A 22,381-nucleotide genomic window follows, 5' to 3' on the forward strand; every position below is an offset into this window, starting at 1 on the left:
TCCGCAAGTAGGCCGCCATCCTGCAATGGCGCGGCCCCGGGCTGGCGACCATGCTAAATTCCCCAGAAGACGGCAGTCCCGTTTGTAGCTCTCGGATCTGCAAACACTTTCTACGGGTACCGCCTCCTGCGGCCCATCATTCCCGCAGGCACAGTTCCTTGCTTCGGTCGGTTCCATCCAGTTCCGCAAGCATTAACGTGATCCGGGGGGTGAACCTCCAGAGGCGCTTCCTCACCAGATTTTTTTCTTCCGTCTTCCACCTCCTGCAGCAGCAGTCGAGCGGCTTTGCGGCACGCTCTGCTCAGCGGATGGTTGTTTCCGGGGGCTAAGCCCATTCCCTGGCAGAGCTCCATAGAGCCATTTTCTATCCTCCATGCCCCAGCAGATCGTCATTGCGGAGCAACTGCGGATCGCCGCCGTGCTCAACGACGAACGGGTTGATGAACTGGTCGTCGCCCAAGGCCGCTATCAGATCGGTGACGTCTATCTCGGCCGAGTCGAGAATGTCCTCCCTGGCATCGATGCGGCCTTCGTCAACATCGGTGAAAGTGAAAAGAACGGTTTCATCCATGTCACCGACCTTGGCCCCCTCCGCCTGAGGAAAGGAGCAGCCGGCATCACCGAGTTGCTTGAACCGCGCCAGAAGGTGCTGGTTCAGGTGATGAAGGAGCCCACGGGCACCAAAGGTCCCCGGCTCACCGGCAACCTCACGCTTCCTGGCCGCTTCCTGGTGCTTCAGCCCCATGGCCAGGGGGTGAGCATCTCCCGTCGCATCAATGGGGAGAACGAACGCAACCGCCTGCGGGCGCTTGGTGTGCTGATCAAGCCACCGGGTGCCGGTCTGCTCGTGCGCACCGAGGCGGAGGGTGTCAGCGAGGAGCTTCTGATCGACGATCTCGAAGCCCTCCTGCGCCAGTGGGAAGCCATTCAGGAGGCAGCGGAAACGGCCAGCCCGCCTGTGCTGCTCAACCGTGACGAAGACTTCATCCATCGGGTGCTGCGAGATCTCTACAGCCCCGAGGTGCTCAGCGTCGTTGTCGACACACCCTCGGCGGTGGCCAGGGTGAATGCCTTTCTCGGCTCCGACCAGGACAATCTCCTGGTCGAACACCATGCGGATTCCACCAGCATTCTCGAGCACTATCGGGTCAATGCAGCCATCCGGGATTCACTGAAGCCCAGGGCGGAGCTCCCCTCCGGCGGCTACGTGATCATCGAGCCCACCGAGGCGCTCACTGTGATCGATGTGAACTCCGGATCGTTCACCCGATCGGCCAATGCCCGGGAAACGGTGCTGTGGACCAACTGTGAGGCGGCCGCTGAAATTGCCCGTCAACTCAAGCTGCGCAACATCGGCGGTGTGGTGATCATCGACTTCATCGATATGGAGTCCCGGCGTGATCAGTTGATGCTGCTGGAGCACTTCACCCAGGCGGTTCGGAACGACAACGCCCGGCCACAGATCGCCCAGCTCTCCGAACTCGGCCTTGTTGAGCTCACCCGCAAACGCCAGGGCCAGAACATCTATGAGTTGTTCGGTCGGGCCTGCCCCAGCTGTGGCGGTCTTGGCCATGTGGCCGTGCTCCCCGGCACGGACACGCTGCAGCCCCTCGCCAATGTCTCGGGTCTGGTGCGCTCGGCCGCCTCGGCGAGGGCCGAGGTGCCCAGTCCGGCCACCGGTGAGCCCGCCGGTCGCCGCCGCAGTGGGCGTGGAGGCCGGGGCGGCCGCTCCGCGGAGCCGATCGAGCTGGCCGCACCCCTACCCCTGCCCGGCCTCGATCCATCGCCGCCCAGTGAGGGTGCCGACAGTGGATTCGTCGCGGAGCCGCTCAGCCGCCGCCAGGTCCCTGAGCTGGTGGCCGTTCCAATGGAAACCGATCAGGAACTGGTTTATGGCTGGCTCGGTCTCAGCCCTGCGCTTCTGCTCGATTCCCCATCCAATGCCGATCAGCTGATCGTGCGTGTCGTCCGCCCCGGGGATGACCCTGATGCGGTGCTCGAATCGGCCAGGCAGCAGCAGTCGGCGAGTGGCTCCCGTCGCCGTCGTCGTGGTGGGCGGGGTGGGCAGGACACTCCTGCCAACGGTCGCGCGGCCACCGGTCGCGCGGCCACCGAAGACGGTCCGGTCTTCAGCAGCCCGGCGTTCAGCAGTCCTGTCTTCAGCAGCCCGGCCGATCAGGCGGACGTCCTGGTTGAAATCACGCCTTTGCCGATGCACTTTGATGAATCCAGGCCCATCGTCACCACGGTGATCGAGGCGCCGCTGGTGCAGGTTCCGCTGTCCCGCAAGGTCACCCGTACCCGTTCCTCCTCCTCCAGCGAGGAACCGGTTTCGGCATCCCTGCCAGACAATGGAAATCACTCCACCACAGGGGTCGCAACACCTCCCGATCCTGAACCGGAGGCCGAGGCCGGCGAGCCGCGCCGTCGGCGTCGCCGTTCCTCCGCCACGGTCTGACCAGCGAGGCGTTCCTGCTGGCCGCGTTCTGCGGCCAGGATCCTGGCCTTTGCGCCGGTCTGGATGAGGTGGGACGGGGCAGTCTGTTCGGCCCCGTCTTTGCCGGGGCTGTCATGCTGCCCGCCCAGGCACTCGCACCGCTTGCCGCCCTGGGCCTCACCGACAGCAAGGACCTATCGGCAGGCCAGCGTCAGCGCCTCGTCCCGCAGATTCACGCCCTGGCGTTCGCCTGGGCGTTGGGCCAGGCCTCTGCCGCCGAGATCGATCGCCGCGGAATCCGCTGGGCAACCGAGGCGGCCATGCTGCGAGCTCTGCAACGCCTGCCCAGCACCCCCGCCCTGCTCCTGGTCGATGGGGTCTTGCCATTGCGGAACTGGTCGGCCCCCCAGGTCACCCTGGTGCACGGCGACCGGCGCTGCCTGGCGATTGCGGCGGCGAGTGTGCTGGCCAAACAGGCCAGAGATGCCCTGATCCAGCGACTGGCTGAGCGCTACACCGGCTATGGCCTGGAACGGAACGCCGGCTATGGCACCGCTGTCCATCGGCAGGCGATCCTGCGGATCGGGCCCACAGCGCTGCATCGCCAGTCCTTTCTTCGGCGGTTGCTCAGTGCTCCTGGCACCAGTGCCTGAAATCTCCCAGCAGTTGCTGCCCCACCCGCTTGCGCATGCCCAGCAGGATGCCTCCCAGCAGGGAGCGCCCCGTGGCTTCCAGAACCTTCGGGGCGATCAGGCTCAGCACCGCCGGACGACTGACCGACACCGCCAGTCGGGCCTCACCCTCCAGCCCTGTCTCCGTTGCCCGGATCCAGGAGTGCAGGGTCAAGCTGAAGTCGTCCACCAGATCGAAACCGGCCAGTTGGCAGTCGAGGGCTTCGATTTCCAGCCGCTCAGCGGAGCGCTGGGTCTGCAGCTGGACCACAGGCTGGATCTGCAGCTGAAAGGCCCTGAGGGGTTTGACCGCATAGCGGTAGCGTCCCTCACCAAGCTTTTCAAGCTGGCTTGCATCCAGGAGAGCCCGGACGATCCGGTCTTCGTCGTTGAGGTAGAGGGCCAGTCTGTGGGTCTGCTCGGGAACAGGCTGCCTGAGGTACTGGCTGGCGCTGAAGGCCAGGGGCATCGCCGGGCGAGGGGGGCGGCGGGAGATGATCCTATCCACCCACGTCCCTGCCCCCTTCGTCATGCGTCTGGCCTTTCTCGGTCCCATCGGAACCTATGGAGAGCAAGCGGCGAGAACCCTGGCGGATCTGGAGGGGCTCACGGCCGTGGAGCTGGTTCCGCAGAACGGCCACCGTGCCGTGATCCAGTCGTTGGCGGAAGGGCGATGTGATGCGGCGGTGGTTCCGGTTGAGAACTCCGTCGAGGGGGGAGTCACGGCTTGTCTCGATGCCCTCTGGGAGCATCCCGACCTGAGAATTCGCCGGGGTCTGGTGTTGCCGATCCGCCATGCCCTGCTGGGCAGTGGGCCGATCAGCGGAGTCAGCGAGGTGCTGTCCCATCCCCAGGCCCTGGCCCAGTGCAGTCTCTGGCTTGCCTCGCATCTGCCGGCTGCCTGGCAACTGCCGACCAGCTCGACGGCGGAAGCCTCACGCCTGGTGGGTGGCAGCCCTTTCCGCGCCGCTGTGGCGTCGTTGGAGGCCGCCAGAACCCATGGACTGGAGGTGCTCGCCTACCCGATCAATGATGTGCCGGGAAACTGCACCCGTTTCCTGCTGTTGCAGCGGGAATCGGCCAGGGCGTTGGCCTGCACCCACAGCAGCCTCGCTTTTTCCCTCCATGCCAATCGTCCCGGGGGCCTGCTGGAGGCGCTTGGCTGCTTCGCCCGCAGGCAGATCAACATGAGCCGCATCGAGTCCCGTCCTTCGAAACGGGAGATGGGCGAGTATCTGTTTTTTGTCGATCTCGAACTGCCGGACGATCCCCACCGCCTGGAGCAGGCCATCGAAGAACTCTCGGCTCTCTGTCAGCACCTGGCGCTGTTCGGCACCTATCCGATCACCAATCTCAGTGGGGAGAGTGGTGGAGCGGAGCCCGAGGTGGCGCCCAGCAACCCAGCCACTCCCTAGCGACTGGAAGGCGCTGCGATTTGCTTGGACTGGGTTCGGGGCTTCCGGCAGCGGAAGACACCGAACTGCATCAGGCCGGTGCTGAAGGCCCAGTGCATCAACAGCAGGGTCGGGGTTTCCCTGAGTCCCTGGAGCAGGGCCTGGGGGCCAAGACCCAGCACTGCTCCAGGCCGCCGCATGCCTTCCACGATCGAATCAATCCAGGAGGGCAGCGTGGCGGTTGTCCAGTCGGCGGTGTCGACCCTGGCGCCCTGGCCATGGAGGCTCTGTTCCAGATTTCGACGAAAGGAGGAGATGCTGGCGAATTCCGGATGGGCCCATTGATCCAGGAGCTGGCGCATCACCCAGCTCTCCAGGGGGGTGAGCGCACCCTCCGCCGGATCCCGTCGGTTCCAGTCAGCGACGGCGAGCAGACCGCCCGGGCGCAGCACGCGCTGCAGTTCATCGGCGTAGCGCTGCTTGTCGGCCATGTGGGGGCCTGCCTCCACGCTCCACACTGCATCGAAACCGGCGTCCGGCAGGTCAAGCTCGAGGGCGTCCATCACGGCGAAGCGGCAGGTCATGCCGCCGGGTGTGAGCTGACGGGCCCGCTCGATCTGGGCCGGACTGATGCTGATTCCCAGTACCTCGAATCCGTAGTGCTGACTGAGCATGCGGGCACTGCCGCCGATGCCGCAGCCCACATCGAGAATCGTTGAGCCGGCCGGCAGTTGATCAAGGCCGCTCCAGCGCACCAGCTCATGCACGAAGGCGGCCTTGGCTTCGCGAAAGTCGATCGAAACCGGTGGCGTTCCGTAATGGCCGAGGTGGACATGCTCCCCCCAGAGCCTCTCCAGAAGGCGGTCCTGGGTCCAGCGGTCGTAGGCGAGAGCCACACTGGCCGTATCCAGGTAGCGACGGTTGCGGTTCTGCCAGACGCTGTAGGCGAGCCAGCCCAGTCCGGCGGTGCCGGCTCCGAGCAGCAGGGCGGCAGGCCAGATCCCAGTTGCCATCAGGCTGGATCCTGATCAACCTCGCCCATGCCCTTGAAGGTATCCTTCAGCACGGTTCTGGCTGCCAGCTGACGACGGGTCTGGTCCAGGAGGGTGTACTCCTGACGCAACCGTTCGGTGGTGTCGGTGAGCTCCAGCAGAGCCTGCTGATGGTCTGCCACCGGACCACCCAGGTGGGAACCGATCCAGAACGACAGCTCCCTGGGCAGGTCGGGCAGGTCGGTGGGGAGGGTGGTGGGCTTGCCGATCAATTTGCCGGTCAGGTCCACCACGTCGCGCAGGGCCTGGGTGACTTCAACGGCCAGCTGGCTGAGTGCGGCATCCGAGCCACTGGCCTGGTCTTCGATCCAGCTGACCATGCCGACTCGAAAGGGAGCTTCACGGACCACCTCGAGCACACGGAAGCGTTGTTGCCCCATGGTCACGATGTTGCTGCGGTCGTCATCCTGGGTCTGGCACTGAAGAATCTCAGCGCAACAGCCCACGGCTGCCATTCGCTTCTCCTGAGGATCCCAGCGCACAACACCGAAACGACGGTCCGTTTCGAGCACCGTGCGGAGCATCATCCGATACCGGGGCTCAAAGATATGCAGAGGCAGCACCTCTTGGGGGAACAGCACCACATCAGGCAGAGGGAAGAGGGGAAGTTCCCTGACAGCCAGATCAGTCACGTCGTTGGTGCGCAGAGGCGCGTAGGGGTGAAGCGGCGTGAATGCAGGCGGCTGTTGGTGTGCAGCAGACCAGAATCACGACATGACCAGATCCTAGAAAGCCGGAGGCTGGAGTGATGCCGGCTTCGCGAATCAGGCTGAAGGCCTGGCTCAGAGCTTGACTTCAATGTCAACGCCACTGGGCAGGTCCAGCTTCATCAGGGCATCGATCGTTTTGGCCGTAGGGCTGTAGATGTCAATGATGCGGCGATGGGTTCGCGTTTCGAAGTGCTCGCGGGAGTCCTTGTCGACGTGGGGTGAACGCAGGACGCAGTAGATCTTGCGCTTGGTGGGCAGGGGAATTGGCCCGATCGCCGTGGCGGCGGTGTGATCAGCCGTTTCGATGATCTTGTCGCAAGAAAGATCCAGCATGCGGCGATCAAACGCCTTCAGGCGAATGCGAATCTTCTGCTGGGCGATGGCGGTGGACATGGAGGGGAAAGAGGTGCGCGTTGGCAGCCGAAGCCGGCGTCAACTGGATGGTGAAAGGGAATCTGAATCATCCCTGGATTGTCGAGGTGCTCACCGACCGCATCAAACCGGAGGGTGTGTGGATCGGGAGAGGCAGTCGACTGACCACCTCTCCGCCTGGCTGAGGTTGACTCAGGCCACGATCTTGGAAACGACGCCGGCACCGATGGTACGACCCCCTTCCCGGATGGCGAAGCGCATGCCCTGCTCGATGGCCACCGGGCAGATCAGCTCGGCGGACATCTTGATCCGGTCACCAGGCATGACCATCTCAACGTTGGTCCCGTCGTCGGCCGTGAAGGCGGTGATCTGGCCGGTCACGTCGGTGGTGCGGATGTAGAACTGGGGCCGGTAGCCAGCAAAGAAAGGAGTGTGGCGGCCACCTTCCTCTTTCTTGAGAACATAAACCTCACCCTCAAATTTGGTGTGGGGCTTGATTGAATTGGGCTTGACGAGCACCATGCCGCGCTCGATGTCTTCTTTCTGAACGCCGCGCAGCAGCAGACCGACGTTGTCGCCTGCCATGCCCTCATCGAGCAGCTTGCGGAACATTTCCACGCCGGTGACGGTGGTTTCGCGGGTGTCCTTGATGCCGACGATCTGAACGGTTTCACCGACTTTGACCTTGCCGCGCTCGATCCGGCCGGTGGCAACGGTGCCTCGTCCGGTGATTGAGAAGACATCTTCGACAGCCATCAGGAAGGGCTTGTCGATCTCCCGCTCGGGTTCGGGAATGGACTCATCCACTGCATCCATCAGGTCGAGAATCTTGTCGACCCATTCGTTGTCTCCGCGGTTGCCTTTGCCGCCGCCCTGGATGTATTCGAGGGCTTTGAGCGCTGAACCAGCGATGATCGGAATGTCATCACCCGGGAAGTCGTAGCTGCTCAGCAGCTCGCGCATCTCCAGTTCGACAAGCTCAAGGATCTCCTCGTCATCAACCATGTCTTTCTTGTTGAGAAAGACCACCAGGGCCGGCACGCCGACCTGTTTGGCCAGAAGGATGTGCTCCTTTGTCTGAGCCATCGGACCATCGGTTGCAGCCACCACCAGAATGCCGCCATCCATCTGGGCAGCACCGGTGATCATGTTCTTGACGTAGTCGGCGTGGCCCGGGCAGTCAACGTGAGCGTAGTGACGGGGCTCAGTTTCGTACTCGACGTGGGCGGTATTGATCGTGATGCCCCGTTCTTTCTCTTCAGGAGCACCGTCAATATCGTCGTAGGCCTGGGCTTTCGCCTGGCCCAGGGACGCCAGCACATTGGTGATGGCGGCGGTAAGAGTGGTCTTGCCGTGGTCAACGTGGCCGATGGTGCCGATGTTGACGTGAGGTTTGTTCCTCTGAAACTTCTCGCGGGCCATTGAAGGAAAGAATCGGGGGGGTTGGTTGGGGGTGAGAGATCAGGAATTGCCCTGATTCTTGGAAATGATGGCTTCAGCGACATTGCGAGGAACTTCCTCATAATGGCTGAACTCCATCGAGAAAACACCCCGACCCTGGGTCATGGATCGGAGCTGAGTGGCATAGCCGAACATTTCGGCCAGAGGCACCTTGGTCTGGACTTTAGATTGTCCGTTGTCGATGGACTGGCCTTCGACCTGACCACGCCTGGAGGAGAGGTCGCCGATCACAGAACCGAGGTAATCCTCGGGGATCTCGACCTCCACCTTCATCATTGGCTCAAGGAGAACAGGATTGCACTTCTTGACGCCGTCCTTGAAGGCCAGGGAACCAGCAATTTTGAACGCCATTTCAGAGGAGTCCACATCGTGGTAGGAGCCGTCCACCATGGTGACTTTGATGTCGATCATCGGGAAGCCAGCAATCACACCGGATTGGCAGGTTTCTTTCATGCCATTTTCGGCCGGGCCAATGTATTCCTTGGGAACAATGCCACCGACAATCTTGTTGACGAACTCAAAGCCGGAGCCGGGTTCACCAGGCTCCATCTCAATCACCACATGGCCGTACTGCCCCTTGCCGCCAGTCTGCCTGGCGAACTTGCCTTCGCCCTTGGCGCTGCCGCGGATGGTTTCCCGGTAGGAAACCTGGGGAGCACCGATATTCGCCTCGACGTTGAATTCTCTCAGCATCCTGTCAACCAGGATTTCGAGGTGAAGTTCACCCATGCCGGCAATCACCGTCTGGCTGGTTTCGGGATCGGTGGAGACACGGAAGGTGGGATCCTCTTCCGACAAAGACTGGAGGGCTTTGGAAAGTTTTTCCATGTCCCCTTTGGTTTTCGGCTCCACTGCTACGGAAATGACCGGTTCAGGAATGAACAGCGACTCGAGGATGATCGGATCCGTATCCACGCAAAGCGTGTCGCCAGTGGTGGTGTCCTTGAGACCAAGAACGGCACCGAGATCGCCTGCGCGCAGTTCGTCCACCTCTTCCCGATCGTCTGCCTTGAGCAGAATCAGCCGTGAGATGCGCTCCTTTTTGTCTTTGGTGCTGTTGAGCACGTAGCTCCCTTTTTTAAGCACACCGCTGTACATCCTTATGAAGGTGAGCTTTCCATAGGGGTCGGCCATGACCTTGAAGGCAAGGGCACTGAAGGGTGCGTTGTCGTCACAGGCGCGGGTGGCATCTTCGCCATCGGGAAGGAGCCCGTGAATCGGCGGGATGTCGCTTGGAGCGGGCAGATAATCAACAACTGCATCCAGCATCAGCTGAACGCCCTTGTTCTTGAAAGCGGATCCGCAGAGAATGGGGACGAGGCCGTGGTCAACAACCCCAATGCGGATTCCCTTCACAAGCTGTTCATCCGTCAGCGACCCATTTTCCAGATACGCTTCAATGAGTTCTTCATCCGTTTCTGCAACGGATTCCATCAGCTTGCCGCGCCAGAGAGCGGCTTCTTCCTTCATGTTCTCAGGAATATCCTGCTCGATGATGTCGGTGCCGAGATCATTGGTGTAGATGATGGCCTTCTGACGCACCAGATCGATGATCCCTTTGAGATCGCCTTCGGCACCGATCGGCAGCTGGATGGGGGCAGCCTTGGCCTTGAGGCGGTCTTTGATCTGGTCGTAGACCTTCAGGAAGTTGGCTCCGGTTCGATCCATCTTGTTGACGAAAACGATCCGGGGGACCTTGTAGCGGTCTGCTTGCCGCCAGACAGTTTCCGACTGAGGTTGGACGCCCCCCACCGCACAGAACACCGCAACCACCCCATCGAGAACCCGCATCGAGCGCTCGACTTCGATCGTGAAGTCGACGTGACCAGGAGTGTCGATGATGTTGATGCGGTGATCCCTCCAGCTGGTGGAAATGGCCGCAGCTGTGATGGTGATGCCCCGCTCGCGCTCCTGGGCCATCCAGTCGGTGACGGCGGCGCCATCGTGGACCTCACCCATCTTGTGCACCACACCTGAGTAGAACAGAATCCGCTCGGTGGTGGTGGTTTTACCCGCGTCAATGTGGGCGGCGATGCCGATGTTTCTGACGCGATCCAGGGGGTAGGCGCGGGCCACGGGGGAAGATCTCCGAAGGTAAATCGACGAAACAGCGGGTTGAATTTAGGTGGTGTTGGATTTCGACTGGATGGGCCCGCGACCCAGCCAGAACGCTCCGCTCAGTAGCGGTAATGGGCGAAGGCCTTGTTGGCCTCTGCCATTTTGTGGGTTTCCTCCCGTTTGCGGACGGCGTTGCCGGCCTCATTGGCGGCATCCATCAGTTCGCCGGCGAGCTTCTGGGACATGCTGCGTCCATTGCGGGCTCTGGAGAAATTCACCAGCCACCGCAGGGCCATCGCCGTGCCCCGCTCCTGGCGGACCTCCATCGGCACCTGGTAGGTGGCGCCACCGACGCGACGGGCCCTCACCTCAACCAGGGGGGTTGCATTGCGCACGGCCGTCTCAAAGACTTCCAGGGGGTCGGTGCCGGTGCGGTCGTTGATCAGGCCAAAGGCATCGGAGAGGATCCTCTGGGCGGTGGACTTCTTGCCGTGCTTCATCAGCCGTGCCACGACCATCGAGGCCAGGCGGCTGTTGAACTGGGGATCGGGATGGACTGGGCGCTTCTCAGCAGCATTGCGGCGGGACATAATCCTGGAAAGAGGGACTCAGGGGAGGAAAAGTTAGATGAGGGAAAGGCGAGGGGATCAGCCCTTCGGTGTCTTGGCGCCGTACTTGGAGCGGCTCTGACGACGGTCCTTGACACCGGCGGTGTCGAGGGTGCCACGAATGATGTGATAACGCACACCTGGCAGATCCTTCACCCGGCCCCCGCGGATCAGCACAACGGAGTGCTCCTGCAGGTTGTGGCCGATACCGGGGATGTAGGCCGTGACCTCGAAACCCGAGGTGAGCCGCACCCGTGCCACCTTGCGCAGCGCTGAGTTGGGCTTTTTGGGGGTCGACGTGTAGACGCGGGTGCAGACCCCCCTGCGCTCCGGACAGGCCCGCAGGGCCGGTGATTTCGTCTTGCGGGTGAGATGCTGCCGCTCGGTGCGGATCAGCTGCTGAATCGTGGGCATCGAGGGCCGGGGAGTTGAGCCGGATGTCCGACTGTTTTGACAATTGACCACCCTACGCTGTCGGCCGTCCGCCCGATCAATCCCTGCTGAAGGCCGCCCCGCAGGCACAGCACTGGACCCCTTCGCCGGCCCGGATCAGAAACCCTCCCCCGCTCAGATCCCCGCGATAGTCGAGATTGAGCCCCGCCAGCCGGCTGACCTGCTCGGCGGGTGAGAAAAGCGTGATTCCATCGGCCCGGGCGATCGCCACACCGGCCAGGTCCCCGGGACGGATGCGGATCACCCAGCGCTCGCATCCCCCCTCGATCAGGTCAAGGTTCATCAGGCCCGGCGTGCCGGCCACAGCGGCCTGGCGACCGAGCTCGGCGGCGGCGGCGGCTGAAAGGTGCATCGTCAGACCCTTTGGCATGGCGGGGGCTCTGGATCAGCGGGCAGCGTCCAAGTCTCGGACAGCGCCGGACCCGGCCATGGCCCCATCCACCGCGCTGGTCCGGATGTCGCGGGGGACAAGCCCCAGCCCGTTGTGAATGGCGGCGGTCACACCCCGGCCTTTCACGGTCATCGCCCCGGCCACCACCAGTCCGGTGGAGCCCCCTCCGTCGAGATTGAGCGCATCGATCAGGCCGAGCTGCCTGAGCAACAGTGCGGTTTCCGCCAGTGTGGGGCCGCTGTGTTCCACCCCTTCGAGGGTCAGCAGCCAGAGCTCACGCCCATCGCTGCCGATCACCGTTCGTGGTGCGGCCTGCTGCAGGAAGGCCTGGCTGAATCCTTCCCCGGTTCCATTCAGCACGAGCTGACCCTGCAGCAGCAGCAGGGGACCACCGCCCAGCACATAGGGCAGCTGGCCCAGGGGCTCGATCGGCCGGCTGACAATCGCAAGTCGGCTGCCCACAGTCCAGGGAAGCCCGGCTCCGGCCCTTGCCACCAGCAGGGTGTCGTTCGGCCCGAGGCCGACGCCGCGGGCGAGCTCCGGCCCGCTCAGCTGCTGCTGGACGATGCCATCGCTGAGGAGAAGACCAGTCTCCGAGCCGCTCAAGGCGCGGTAGCCCCGCCCCCAGTCCGCCGTGTAACGGGCCACTCCCCGTTCCAGATAGCCACTGTTCACGGTGGTCAGGGCGGAGCGCTGGCCGCTGGGGTCGATCACCCATTCCTCCAGACGGAGGCGGCCGAATCGGGGCAGCTGGCCCGGTTGCCAGCCCACGGCACCGCGGTTGAGGATCGGACCGGAGAGCCAGCGGCCCTGCTGCTTGAGGGCCCCCAGCGGCAACCGCCGCACCCTGTTGAAGAAACCTCCGTTGATCGCCACCAGGGCCTGGTCGCCCTGGGCCAGGGCGGGGAGGGAGCTGAGCCCTTCCATGCCATCGGGGCGGGTGAGCAGACGGAGCTCCAACGGGTTCTGGCGCGGATCCAGGCGAACGCTGTTGATCAGCATCCGTCGCGTTCCGACGGCACGGACCTGGCGCTCGATCGTGACGCTTCTGCTGAGCAGGGCCTGGAGTCGATCGTCGAGGCGTGGGGCCGCCGTGATCCCACTCCCCCTGCCGTCTCGATTGCCGAAACCACCAGCTGCGCCGCCTGAGCTGCTGAGACCGACACCGGCCAGATCGAGCACCACCCTGGCGGGCCCCCCCAGGACCTGAAGCCTGGGAACGGCTTTGCCGAGGCTGAGGCTGAGTCCCTGTTCGTTCTGGCGCACCACGAGACCAAGCGCCTGCAGTTCGGCCCGCTGCGCCGCCGTGCTGCGAAGCCCCACCAGCAGCCGTCCGCTCTCCTGGCGCACGGCGGCGATGCCGCTGAGATCCAGGACCACCCGTCTGCCGCCCAGGGCGGCTGTCCCGCCCGGAGAGGACACCCGAACCCTGACCAGTTCAGGCCTGGGAATCTCGATGCCCAGTTCTTCGCCCCTGGCCTCAAGCCGTGCGCCGGCGGCCTCCAGCACGGCGGCGACGTCAACGGCAACCTCATCATCGAGGCTTCGCTGCTCGGCGGCGGTGACCTTCAGGGCCTGGTCGAACCACTCCAATTCCAGGCTGCCATCAGGCTTGCTGCTGCTGCTGAAGCCCAGCTGTCCCTGCAGCAGATCCAGGGGCAGCCAGAGCTGCACGGGGGCAGATCCAGCGGCATCCCGCCATTGCCAGCGGGCCTGCTGGGCGATCCCATTGATCACGACCCGTTGACCCTGGCGGAGTGCCGGCGGGCGCGCCCAGGCCTGGGCGTGGAGGGTGGCGAGCCCCGGAGGCGGCGGCTTCGAGCTGCCCTGACCGTGGGTTTCGGTCGGCAGCCCAAGCACGAGCAGGCCGAGCACGGCCGGAAAACGCCTGAGGCCATTCCTGAAATGCACGATCGGCCGCGCCATCAGGCCTATTCCGTTGCTGATGAACGCTAACCCCATGTCCCAGTCCCTAAAGTCGGTTTTGCTTACAGGTTGGCTGCCTGCGTCAATCAGGGCTGCCGCTCGTTCTTGCAGGTTGTTCCCGGCCCATGCCTCTTTCTTCCTCTCCGCACTGGCCCCATTGCGACAGCCCGGCGCCGGCCGCCGTAGCCGGGGAGAAGGATGCCTGCGGCGTTGGTTTTCTGGCTCAGCTGAGCGGCGAGGCGTCCCATCGGCTGTTGCAACAGGCCCTGCATGGTCTGAGCTGCATGGAGCATCGCGGCGGTTGCGGCGGTGACAGCGACTCCGGGGATGGCGCCGGCATCCTCTGCGGGATTCCCTGGGATTATCTGGAAACCGTCTGGCCGGAAACCGCTTCGGTGGCGCCGGCAAGGCGTGGCCTGGCGATGCTGTTTCTGCCGGCCGATCCAGAACGGCTTCAACAGGCCCATCAGTTCTGTGAACAGGCTGCCCTGATGCTGGGGCTGCGCAGCGTCGGCTGGCGCTCCGTGCCTGTCGATCCCGCCGTGCTGGGTCCCCTCGCCCGCCAGACGGCGCCTGTGATCCAGCAGTGGCTGGTGGAGGCCGAGGTGGAGGCCGATGCCCTTGAAGCCCTGCTGTTCCGTTGTCGCCGCCGGGTCGGTGATCTGGTCCGCGAAGCCTGGGGGCCAGGTCCGAGCGATCTTTACTTCGCCTCCTTCAGTGGCCGCACCATCGTCTACAAGGGCATGGTTCGCTCAGAGGTGCTGCAGGCCTTCTATGGCGACCTCAGGGATCAGCGTTTTGCGGTGAGCTTCGCGGTGTACCACCGCCGCTTCAGCACCAATACCCTGCCGCGCTGGCCGCTGGCCCAGCCGATGCGGATGCTGGGTCATAACGGCGAGATCAACACCCTGCTCGGCAATCTCAACTGGGCCCGTGCCGCCGAATCCCACCTGGATGCCGCCTGGGGCGAGGCAGCCGTTGATCTCAAGCCGGTCGTGAATGCGGCCTTCAGTGATTCGGCCAATCTCGACGCCATGCTCGAGCTGATGGTGCGCAGTGGCAGGCCGATCACCGACAGTCTTCTGACCCTGGTGCCCGAGGCGTTCCGTCAGCAGCCTGAGCTCGACGGACGGCCGGAGGTGCAGGCCTTCTACGAGTATTCGGCCTGCCTGCAGGAGCCTTGGGATGGACCGGCCCTGCTCGTCTTCAGTGATGGTCGCAGTGTGGGTGCTTCGCTCGATCGCAATGGACTGCGCCCCGCCCGCTACTGCATCACCAGCGACGGCCTGGTGGTGATGGGATCGGAAACCGGCGTCGTGGCGATCGAGGAGAGCCGCATCGTCGAGAAGGGGCGTCTCGGTCCGGGTCAGATGCTGGCGGTGGATCTGGAGAACGGTCGGCTGCTCAAGAACTGGCAGGTGAAGGAGCAGGTGGCTTCGCGTCATCCCTACGGCGCCTGGCTCCAGGAGCATCGACGTTCGCTTCAGGCCCAGCCCTGGCAGATCACCACGGTGATGGGGGAGCTGGATCTGCTGCGCCACCAGACCGCCTTCGGATTCACCGCAGAGGATCAGGATCTGGTGATCGAGGAGATGGCTGGTCAGGGCAAGGAGCCCACCTACTGCATGGGCGACGACATCCCCCTGGCGGTGCTCTCGAGCCGGCCCCATCTCCTCTACGACTATTTCAAGCAGCGCTTCGCCCAGGTCACCAATCCGCCGATCGACCCACTGCGGGAGGAGTTGGTGATGAGCCTGGAGATGCACCTGGGCAGGCGCGGTTCAGCCCTGAGGCCTGAACCGGCTTCGGCTTCGATGTTGCACCTCGATACCCCGGTGCTGAACGAGCAGGAACTTCTCTGCCTCGGCCAGCAGGGCCTCGCCACCGTCACCCTCTCCACCCTGTACTCGATCCTCGATGGCCCGGTTGGCCTGGAGCAGGCGGTCGAGCGTCTCTGCCTGGATGCCGAAGCCGCAGTCAGGGCTGGTCAGCAGATTCTGGTGCTCTCCGATCGGGCCGAAGCGGGCCTTGCCGCCACCCGTTCCTACATTCCGCCCCTGCTGGCCGTCGGGGCCGTCCACCACCATCTTCTTCAGCTTCGCCTCCGTCTGCACTGTTCTCTGGTGGTTGACACCGCCCAGTGCTGGAGTACCCACCAGCTGGCCTGCCTGATCGGTTTCGGTGCCAGCGCCGTCTGCCCCTGGCTCACCTGGGAAACCACCCGTCACTGGCTCGAGCACCCCAGAACCCAGTCGCAGATGGAGAGGGGCAAGTTGCCCCGGCTTGATGTCGCCGCTGCCCAGGCCAACGTGCGCAAGGCCCTGGAGGCCGGATTGCGCAAGATCCTCTCCAAGATCGGTATTTCCCTGCTGGCCAGCTATCAGGGAGCCCAGATCTTCGAGGCGATCGGTATCGGGGCCGATCTGATCGAGCGTGCTTTCAAGGGCACCACCAGCCGGATTGCAGGAATGAGCTTCACCGACCTGGCCAGGGAAACCCTTGTCTTCCATGCCAAGGCCTTCCCGGAGCTGCACCGAACCAAGCTTGAGTTCATGGGTTTTGTCCAGTACCGCACCGGCGGTGAGTTTCACCTCAACAGCCCGGAGATGGCCAAGGCCCTCCATGCCGCCGTGACTGCAGGACCCGGCTACGACCACTTCTCCACCTACCAGACCCTGCTGAAGCACAGGCCTGTCACGGCCCTGAGGGATCTGCTCGAGTTCCGATCGGCTGCGACCCCGTTGCCGATCGAACAGGTTGAGAGTGTGGAGAGCATCTGCAGTCGCTTCTGCACCGGTGGCATGAGCCTTGGTGCCCTCTCCCGGGAGGCTCATGAAGTGTTGGCCGTGGCCATGAACCGGATCGGCGGCAAGAGCAACAGTGGCGAAGGTGGCGAGGATCCGGCCCGCTTTCACCTGTTGCAGGATGTCGATCCAGAGGGCTTTTCTCCCACCCTGCCGACAATCCGTGGCCTGCGGAATGGCGACTCTGCCAACTCGGCCATCAAGCAGATTGCCTCCGGTCGCTTCGGGGTCACCCCGGCCTACCTGCGCAGTGCCCGTCAGCTGGAGATCAAGGTGGCCCAGGGGGCCAAGCCTGGCGAGGGCGGGCAGTTACCAGGCCCCAAAGTGGATGCCTACATCGCCTGGCTGCGCAACAGCAAGCCCGGCGTGGCACTGATTTCGCCTCCCCCCCATCACGACATCTATTCGATCGAGGATCTGGCCCAACTGATCCATGATCTCCATCAGGTCCATCCGGCCGCCAAGGTCTCGGTCAAGCTGGTGGCCGAGATCGGCATCGGCACCATCGCCGCAGGAGTGGCCAAGGCCAATGCCGACGTCATTCAGGTTTCCGGCCACGATGGTGGTACGGGGGCTTCGCCATTGAGCTCGATCAAGCATGCCGGCAGCCCCTGGGAACTGGGGCTCTCCGAAGTTCACCGCAGCCTCCTGGTCAATGGGCTGCGGGATCGCGTGCTGCTTCGCACCGATGGCGGCCTCAAGACCGGCTGGGACGTGGTGATGGCGGCCCTGCTGGGCGCCGAGGAGTATGGCTTCGGCTCGGTGGCGATGATCGCGGAGGGCTGCATCATGGCCCGCGTCTGTCACACCAACAATTGCCCTGTGGGGGTGGCCACCCAGAAGGAGGCGCTGCGCAAGCGTTTCACCGGTCTGCCGGAGCATGTGGTGAATTTCTTCCTCTACGTGGCCGAGGAGGTGCGTCAGCTGCTCAGCGTGCTCGGGGTGGCGCGGCTGGAGGAACTGATCGGCAGGAATGACCTGCTCCGGCCGCGGGATGTGACCCTGGCCAAAACCGGTTCCCTTGATCTCAGCTGCCTGCTTGATCCCCTCCCCCACTCGGAGGATCGCAGCTGGCTGAAGCATCGGGCAGCAGCCCATGGCAATGGGCCGATTCTGGAAGATCTGCTGCTCGCCGATCCCGAGCTGATGGCCGCGATCGAAACCCATGGCCAGCTGAGCCGCACCCTGGCGATCGTCAACACTGATCGGAGTGTCTGTGCCCGCCTTGCCGGCGAGATCGCTTGCCGACACGGCAACGACGGCTTTTCAGGACGGCTTGAGCTTTGTTTCCAGGGGGCCGCCGGGCAAAGCTTCGGCGCGATGTTGCTCAAGGGCATGGAGGTGCGCTTGATCGGTGATGCCAACGACTACGTCGGCAAGGCGATGAATGGTGGACGTCTTGTCGTGGTGCCTCCGGCCGGTGGGAATGATCCCGGCAGCCAGGTGATTCTCGGCAACACCTGCCTGTACGGCGCCACCGGCGGCGAACTGTTCGCCCTTGGTCGCGCCGGAGAGCGGTTCGCCGTGCGGAACAGTGGCGCAATGAGTGTCGTGGAGGGCAGCGGAGACCACTGCTGCGAATACATGACCGGTGGAATCGTGGTGATCCTTGGCAGCACCGGTCGCAACGTCGGTGCTGGCATGACCGGCGGGGTGGCCTTCCTGCTGGATGAACACGGGGACCTGGCGGGCCGCCTCAATTCTGAGACCCTCGCCATGCACCCTCTTGACACGCTTGAGCAGGAGGCCCTGCTCAAGCCCCTGCTGGCGTCCCACCTAGAGCTGACCGGCAGCCGCAGAGCGGCCGAAATCCTGGCCAACTGGCCCCAGTGGCGCGGTCGCTTCAAAGTTCTGGTCCCGCCGAGTGAACTGGCCAGGCTTGGCCTCTCCGAACGGGTCAAGGTGGCGGTTTAACGGGGGTGTTCCCGCATCAGCCGGCGTACTTCGCCGGCGTGATAGCTGCTGCGGGTGAGCGGCGAACTGACCACCTGCAGGAAGCCCAGCTGCTGTTCGCCGTGGCGGCGGAACTGCTCAAACTGTTCAGGGGTCACAAAGCGCTGCACCGGCAGATGCCTGGGCCCCGGGGACAGATATTGCCCGATCGTGATGATGTCGACCTGATTGCTGTTCAGATCGTTGAGCACCGCGAGCACCTCTTCGTCGGTTTCCCCCAACCCAACCATCAGCCCCGACTTCGTGTAGGCGCGGGGCCAGTCGGCGCTCACCCGGTTCAGAAGCTCCAGGGAGCGTTCGTACTCTCCCTGGGGTCTGGCCTGGCGGTAGAGCCGCGGCACCGTTTCGATGTTGTGATTGAGCACATCGGGGCTGGCCGCCATGACGGCGGCGAGGGCACTCCAGTTGCCGCAGAAATCCGGGATCAACAGCTCGATCGTTGTGAACCCGGAGCGGCGACGCACCTGGTCGATGCAGGCCACGAACTGGCTGGCGCCTCCATCGGCAAGATCGTCGCGGTTGACCGAGGTGATCACGACATGGCTCAGGCCCAGCCGCGCCACGGCCTCACCGAGTCGTTCGGGTTCGCTGGGATCAAGCCCCCGTACGCTCTTGTCGAAATCGATGTCGCAATAGGGGCAGGCGCGGGTGCAGCCCGGACCCATGATCAGGAACGTGGCGGTGCCACCGGCGAAGCATTCGCCGATGTTCGGGCAACTGGCCTCCTGGCAGACCGTGTTGAGGTTCAGGTCCTTGAGCAGATCGGCCACGGCACCGATGCGCTCCCGTTGGGGGGCCTTGACACGCAGCCAGTCGGGTTTGAGCAAGAGCCGAAGGCCTCTGCCAAGCGGGTAGCCAAGAATGTAGGAGCTGCTGCTGGCTGATCGCCTAAGCTCAAATCAGCGGGATGTGGCGCAGCTTGGTAGCGCACTTCGTTCGGGACGAAGGGGCCGCAGGTTCGAATCCTGTCATCCCGATTCAGCACCGCTGAGCCAGTGGTTTGCGGCAAGAACACTCCGCTCAACGGAGCTCCGCACCCGGGTATCCACGGGGAGTCACCATCTTCCCGTCCACCAGCCGGGTGGTGCTGTTCCCCACCAGCACCAGGCTCAGCATGTCGACCTGCTCCAGGGGCAGATCCTCCAGAACGTGGAGGCTCACCTGTTCCCCTGCTCTGCCCAGTTGCCTGGCGAGCACCACGGGAATCCGGCCGGAGCGTCCCTCGCTCAACAGCGCCATCGCCCTGGCCAGCTGCCAGTCGCGGCCGAGCGAGCGGGGGTTGTAGAGCGCCACAACGAAATCTCCCGCCGCCGCTGCCCTCAGCCGCTGCTCGATCGTTGCCCAGGGGGTGAGCCGATCGCTCAGGCTGATCGTGCAGAAATCATGCATCAGTGGTGCCCCGGCGCGAGCCGCGGCCAGCTGAAGGGCCGAGACGCCTGGATGCACCGTGAACCCCGGCCTGTTCTCGCCGGTCAGCTCCAGCCATTGTTCCAGGGCCAGGCCGGCCATGCCGTAGATCCCGCTTTCACCGGAGGAGACCAGCGCCACCGTCAGCCCCTGGCAAGCCAGTTCAACGGCCAGCGCACAGCGCTGGCGCTCCTGGGTGAGCTGGCCATCACAGCGCAGTTGATCCGACCGGCGCAGGGGTTCGAGCAGATCCAGATAAAGGCCATAGCCCACCCAGATCGTGCTCTCGGCCAGGGCGCGGCGGGCGGCGGGGGTCAGCAGGTCGAGGCGGCCGGGCCCGCTGCCGATCAGGTGGAGCTGTCCCTGGCCTGGTGCCCATTGCACCGCAGCCATACCAACGGCCAGGGTGGCTGCACCCCGCTCGAAGTCCCTGGCGTGTTCAATCCGCTTGGCGGCCAGCAGCGTTCCCTGTGGACCGGCCGCCAGCAGGGCGGCGGCCTCCGCCACGCTGGCGGTCCCCATTTCCTTTCGAACAGCGTCCGAGGGAGTGGGAACAACCACGGGGGCAAGCTCCTCCGCCTTGAAGAGCCGCAGCGGCCATTGTCTTTGCTCGGCAAGGGCCAGCAGGGCTGGCTCATCGCCTTTGCGATCCACGCTGGCCAGCCCAGCCACAGCTTCCGGTGCGAGCTGCTGGCGTTCCAGGGCCTGATCGACCACCCGCTCCAGCAGGCTGAGGCTGGTATGCCGCTCACAGCCGATTCCGAGCCAGAGGGACGGCGGATGCCAGCGGCAGCCATCGCCAAGCCGGTGGCTGATCACCAGGGACGAAGTGTCCTCCAGGCAGCCTTCGGCATCCGCCTGCCCGGCTGCCGCCGCTTCCAGGTTCTTCCACAGGGTCAGCCCGGTCTCCTGGATGATCAGAGGTAGCTGCCCCTTTGCCGCCGCCTTCATCAGGGCATCCCAGGGGCCCCGTCCCCGTCGCCAGCCCCAACCGAGCCCGAAGCTGTCGAGCGCGAGCCGCCCTGTGCCGCTGCTTGAGCCGGTCAGTACCGCCTGGCCGCCCAGCAGGGCAGCCACCTGTTGGCTGAAGGCTTCGCCGCCCGCCCAGTGTCCCCCCAGCAGGGGAATCACAAATCGGCCGGCTGGATCGACCACCACCACCGCCGGATCCAGGTGCTTGCCCTTGAGCAGGGGGGCGATCAGACGGGCGATCGCTCCGCAGGCTCCAACCGCCACGAAGGCGGCGCTGCTGTCCCAGTGCTCCGCCAGAAAGGCCGCCACCGGGGTTTCCGGGGGAGCAAGCTGAACCAGTCGAGCCTGCTGCAGTTGGCCGAGCACCGAAGCACTGGCTGGACTGAGTCCCAGGCCCCAACAGTTGGGATCAGTCATGGGGCGAGCTGGCAGCGAGGGGTTCAGGCTCATCGTCCTGGACTGAAGAGGGGGCTGAAGAGGGGGTGGGCTCTGGATCAGGCACCAGCTGATCCGCCTCAGCCTGGCTCTCCTCCGGCTCTGTCGGCTCGGCTGCATCGCCTTCCTGCTCGGCAGCCATCTGATCGGCATCGTTCAGGTTGCTTGTGGCAAGCATGGCGGTGGGCTCCAAGGCCGGCGCAGGGGTCCGCCCGAGCCTCTGATCGAGTTCCTGATCCGTGAGTTTGCCCTGCTGCCAACGGTTGCCGCCGGCAGCAAGGGTGACCTCACGCACAAGGCTGTTGAACGGTGGATTGAGCGGTTCCCCCAGGCCATCGAGCAGTTCCAGCTGCAACGCATTGGCACCCGGCCTGAGCCCCTTCAGCCACAGCGTTGCCTGCTGGTCGGTCAGGAAGCTGTCGCCATTGACTGTGACCCGCAGCAGCCACTGGCGATCGTCCCCGCGCAGATGCTGCAGGGGCGCGTCCAGCAGGAGCCAGTCGATCGGAACGGGCTCAGCCATCGGCCAGTCGACGGGAATCGCGCTGATCAGCTGGGCAGATCCCGGTGGGGGAAGTTGCAAGGGATTCGCGGCCACCCGATGCAGCCGGATCTGGCGGAAGCCCCCACGGGACTTGACCGCTTCACCCCAGGGCCGGGCTGCGTAGACCGTCAACCGGTGGCTGCCCGGGCTGAGTGGTTCCATCGGCACCTGCAGGGAGACAGGGCCGCTGCCATCGCCCTGCGGCTCGACGATTCGCCGCGGCGGCTGGTCATCCAGCTGAACCACCAGGTGGGGGCCGATGCCGAGGCTCCCGCCGCCACCGACCAGGGGCCAGTCGTCGAGGCTGAGCTGGAGTTCCCAGGGGCCTGACGGCAGCAGGGCGTCATCTTCCGGAGAAAGAATGCGCAGCTGGGGCTGCAGCTTGGCCAGCCGACCCTGAAGCTGCTGAACCGGCAGGGGAGGGGCCACTTCCTGCAACGCTCCCGAAGGCGGGGATGGGGAGAGAGCCTCTGCAGGAGGGGAGTTCGGCGGCCGCAGGCTCCATCCTCCGATCAGCAGCACAGCCAGACAGAGCAGCATCGCTCCGAGCCCCCGGGCCAGTCCGTTACTCAGGTGCTGAGGAGGAGCTGGATGGCGAGGGTTGATCCATCGTTGTTGGAATAACAAAAGCGGCAATGAATACCAGGACTCAGTGTTAAGTATCCCCTGCCAGAGCCCAGTCTCTGACAGGGGTGCCGCTGGATTGAACCTTTGTTACTTCCCTGCCGAAGGG

General features: G+C 64.3%; 17 protein-coding genes and 1 tRNA gene. 5 read left to right on the top strand and 13 right to left on the bottom strand.

Annotation, left to right across the window (positions count from 1 at the left end):
• Positions 1–373 precede the first annotated feature (373 nt).
• Complete coding sequence (locus tag ACXMDY_RS14345; protein WP_259700744.1) at positions 374–2,458, top strand: Rne/Rng family ribonuclease; 2,085 nt, start codon at positions 374–376, stop codon at positions 2,456–2,458.
• 59 nt (positions 2,459–2,517) lie between these two features.
• Entirely contained in the window at positions 2,518–3,090 is a 573-nt protein-coding gene (locus ACXMDY_RS14350) for a ribonuclease HII (protein WP_259700828.1), read from the top strand.
• On the opposite strand, the gene ACXMDY_RS14355 is transcribed toward ACXMDY_RS14350, so the two are convergent.
• Positions 3,065–3,577 (bottom strand): DUF1997 domain-containing protein, encoded by a 513-nt coding sequence (locus ACXMDY_RS14355; protein ID WP_259700745.1) that lies wholly within the window; start codon positions 3,575–3,577, stop codon positions 3,065–3,067. The genes ACXMDY_RS14350 and ACXMDY_RS14355 overlap by 26 nt on opposite strands.
• A 61-nt stretch (positions 3,578–3,638) precedes the next feature.
• Between ACXMDY_RS14355 and pheA the strand changes: the two genes are divergently transcribed.
• Positions 3,639–4,523 carry a prephenate dehydratase gene (gene pheA / locus ACXMDY_RS14360; RefSeq protein ID WP_259700746.1) on the top strand — a complete coding sequence of 295 codons (885 nt, stop codon included), beginning with the start codon at positions 3,639–3,641 and terminating at the stop codon, positions 4,521–4,523.
• On the opposite strand, the gene ACXMDY_RS14365 is transcribed toward pheA, so the two are convergent.
• The 9 genes from ACXMDY_RS14365 to ACXMDY_RS14405 form a co-directional block, all read right to left on the bottom strand.
• Positions 4,520–5,515 (bottom strand): methyltransferase domain-containing protein, encoded by a 996-nt coding sequence (locus ACXMDY_RS14365; protein WP_259700747.1) that lies wholly within the window; start codon positions 5,513–5,515, stop codon positions 4,520–4,522. The genes pheA and ACXMDY_RS14365 overlap by 4 nt on opposite strands.
• Positions 5,515–6,186, bottom strand: coding sequence for an LON peptidase substrate-binding domain-containing protein (locus ACXMDY_RS14370; protein ID WP_259700748.1), 672 nt, complete (start codon positions 6,184–6,186; stop codon positions 5,515–5,517). The genes ACXMDY_RS14365 and ACXMDY_RS14370 overlap by 1 nt, the downstream gene beginning before the upstream one ends.
• Positions 6,187–6,336: 150 nt before the next feature.
• The gene (gene rpsJ / locus ACXMDY_RS14375; RefSeq protein WP_071800890.1) at positions 6,337–6,657 is read right to left on the bottom strand and encodes a 30S ribosomal protein S10; all 321 of its coding nucleotides are present in this window, start codon (positions 6,655–6,657) and stop codon (positions 6,337–6,339) included.
• Positions 6,658–6,828: 171 nt separating this feature from the next.
• Positions 6,829–8,058 (bottom strand): elongation factor Tu, encoded by a 1,230-nt coding sequence (gene tuf / locus ACXMDY_RS14380; protein WP_259700749.1) that lies wholly within the window; start codon positions 8,056–8,058, stop codon positions 6,829–6,831.
• 39 nt (positions 8,059–8,097) lie between these two features.
• Positions 8,098–10,173, bottom strand: coding sequence for an elongation factor G (gene fusA, locus ACXMDY_RS14385; protein ID WP_259700750.1), 2,076 nt, complete (start codon positions 10,171–10,173; stop codon positions 8,098–8,100).
• A 101-nt stretch (positions 10,174–10,274) separates the two neighbouring features.
• Entirely contained in the window at positions 10,275–10,745 is a 471-nt protein-coding gene (rpsG, locus tag ACXMDY_RS14390) for a 30S ribosomal protein S7 (RefSeq protein ID WP_071800895.1), read from the bottom strand.
• Between the two features lie 57 nt (positions 10,746–10,802).
• Entirely contained in the window at positions 10,803–11,177 is a 375-nt protein-coding gene (rpsL, locus tag ACXMDY_RS14395; protein ID WP_259700751.1) for a 30S ribosomal protein S12, read from the bottom strand.
• Positions 11,178–11,253: 76 nt separating this feature from the next.
• On the bottom strand, positions 11,254–11,586 hold the full coding sequence (locus tag ACXMDY_RS14400; RefSeq protein WP_259700752.1) for an AIR synthase: 333 nt from the start codon (positions 11,584–11,586) through the stop codon (positions 11,254–11,256).
• 15 nt (positions 11,587–11,601) lie between these two features.
• Positions 11,602–13,533 carry a phosphodiester glycosidase family protein gene (locus ACXMDY_RS14405; RefSeq protein WP_259700753.1) on the bottom strand — a complete coding sequence of 644 codons (1,932 nt, stop codon included), beginning with the start codon at positions 13,531–13,533 and terminating at the stop codon, positions 11,602–11,604.
• Between the two features lie 125 nt (positions 13,534–13,658).
• On the opposite strand from ACXMDY_RS14405, the gene ACXMDY_RS14410 reads away from it, so the two are divergent.
• Complete coding sequence (locus tag ACXMDY_RS14410; protein ID WP_259700754.1) at positions 13,659–18,251, top strand: glutamate synthase-related protein; 4,593 nt, start codon at positions 13,659–13,661, stop codon at positions 18,249–18,251.
• On the opposite strand, the gene lipA is transcribed toward ACXMDY_RS14410, so the two are convergent.
• Positions 18,248–19,117: a lipoyl synthase gene (lipA, locus tag ACXMDY_RS14415; protein WP_259700755.1), complete on the bottom strand. Its 870-nt coding sequence runs from the start codon at positions 19,115–19,117 to the stop codon at positions 18,248–18,250. The genes ACXMDY_RS14410 and lipA overlap by 4 nt on opposite strands.
• A gap of 76 nt (positions 19,118–19,193) precedes the next feature.
• Here lipA and ACXMDY_RS14420 point away from each other — a divergent pair.
• Positions 19,194–19,267: transfer RNA gene (locus tag ACXMDY_RS14420), tRNA-Pro, on the top strand.
• A gap of 43 nt (positions 19,268–19,310) precedes the next feature.
• Here the strand turns inward: ACXMDY_RS14420 and cobJ are convergent.
• Entirely contained in the window at positions 19,311–21,086 is a 1,776-nt protein-coding gene (cobJ, locus tag ACXMDY_RS14425; RefSeq protein ID WP_259700756.1) for a precorrin-3B C(17)-methyltransferase, read from the bottom strand.
• On the bottom strand, positions 21,079–22,188 hold the full coding sequence (locus ACXMDY_RS14430) for a hypothetical protein (protein WP_259700757.1): 1,110 nt from the start codon (positions 22,186–22,188) through the stop codon (positions 21,079–21,081). Before ACXMDY_RS14430 ends, cobJ begins: the two co-directional genes overlap by 8 nt.
• Positions 22,189–22,381 lie beyond the last annotated feature (193 nt).

Source organism: Cyanobium sp. ULC082, from assembly GCF_977927535.1.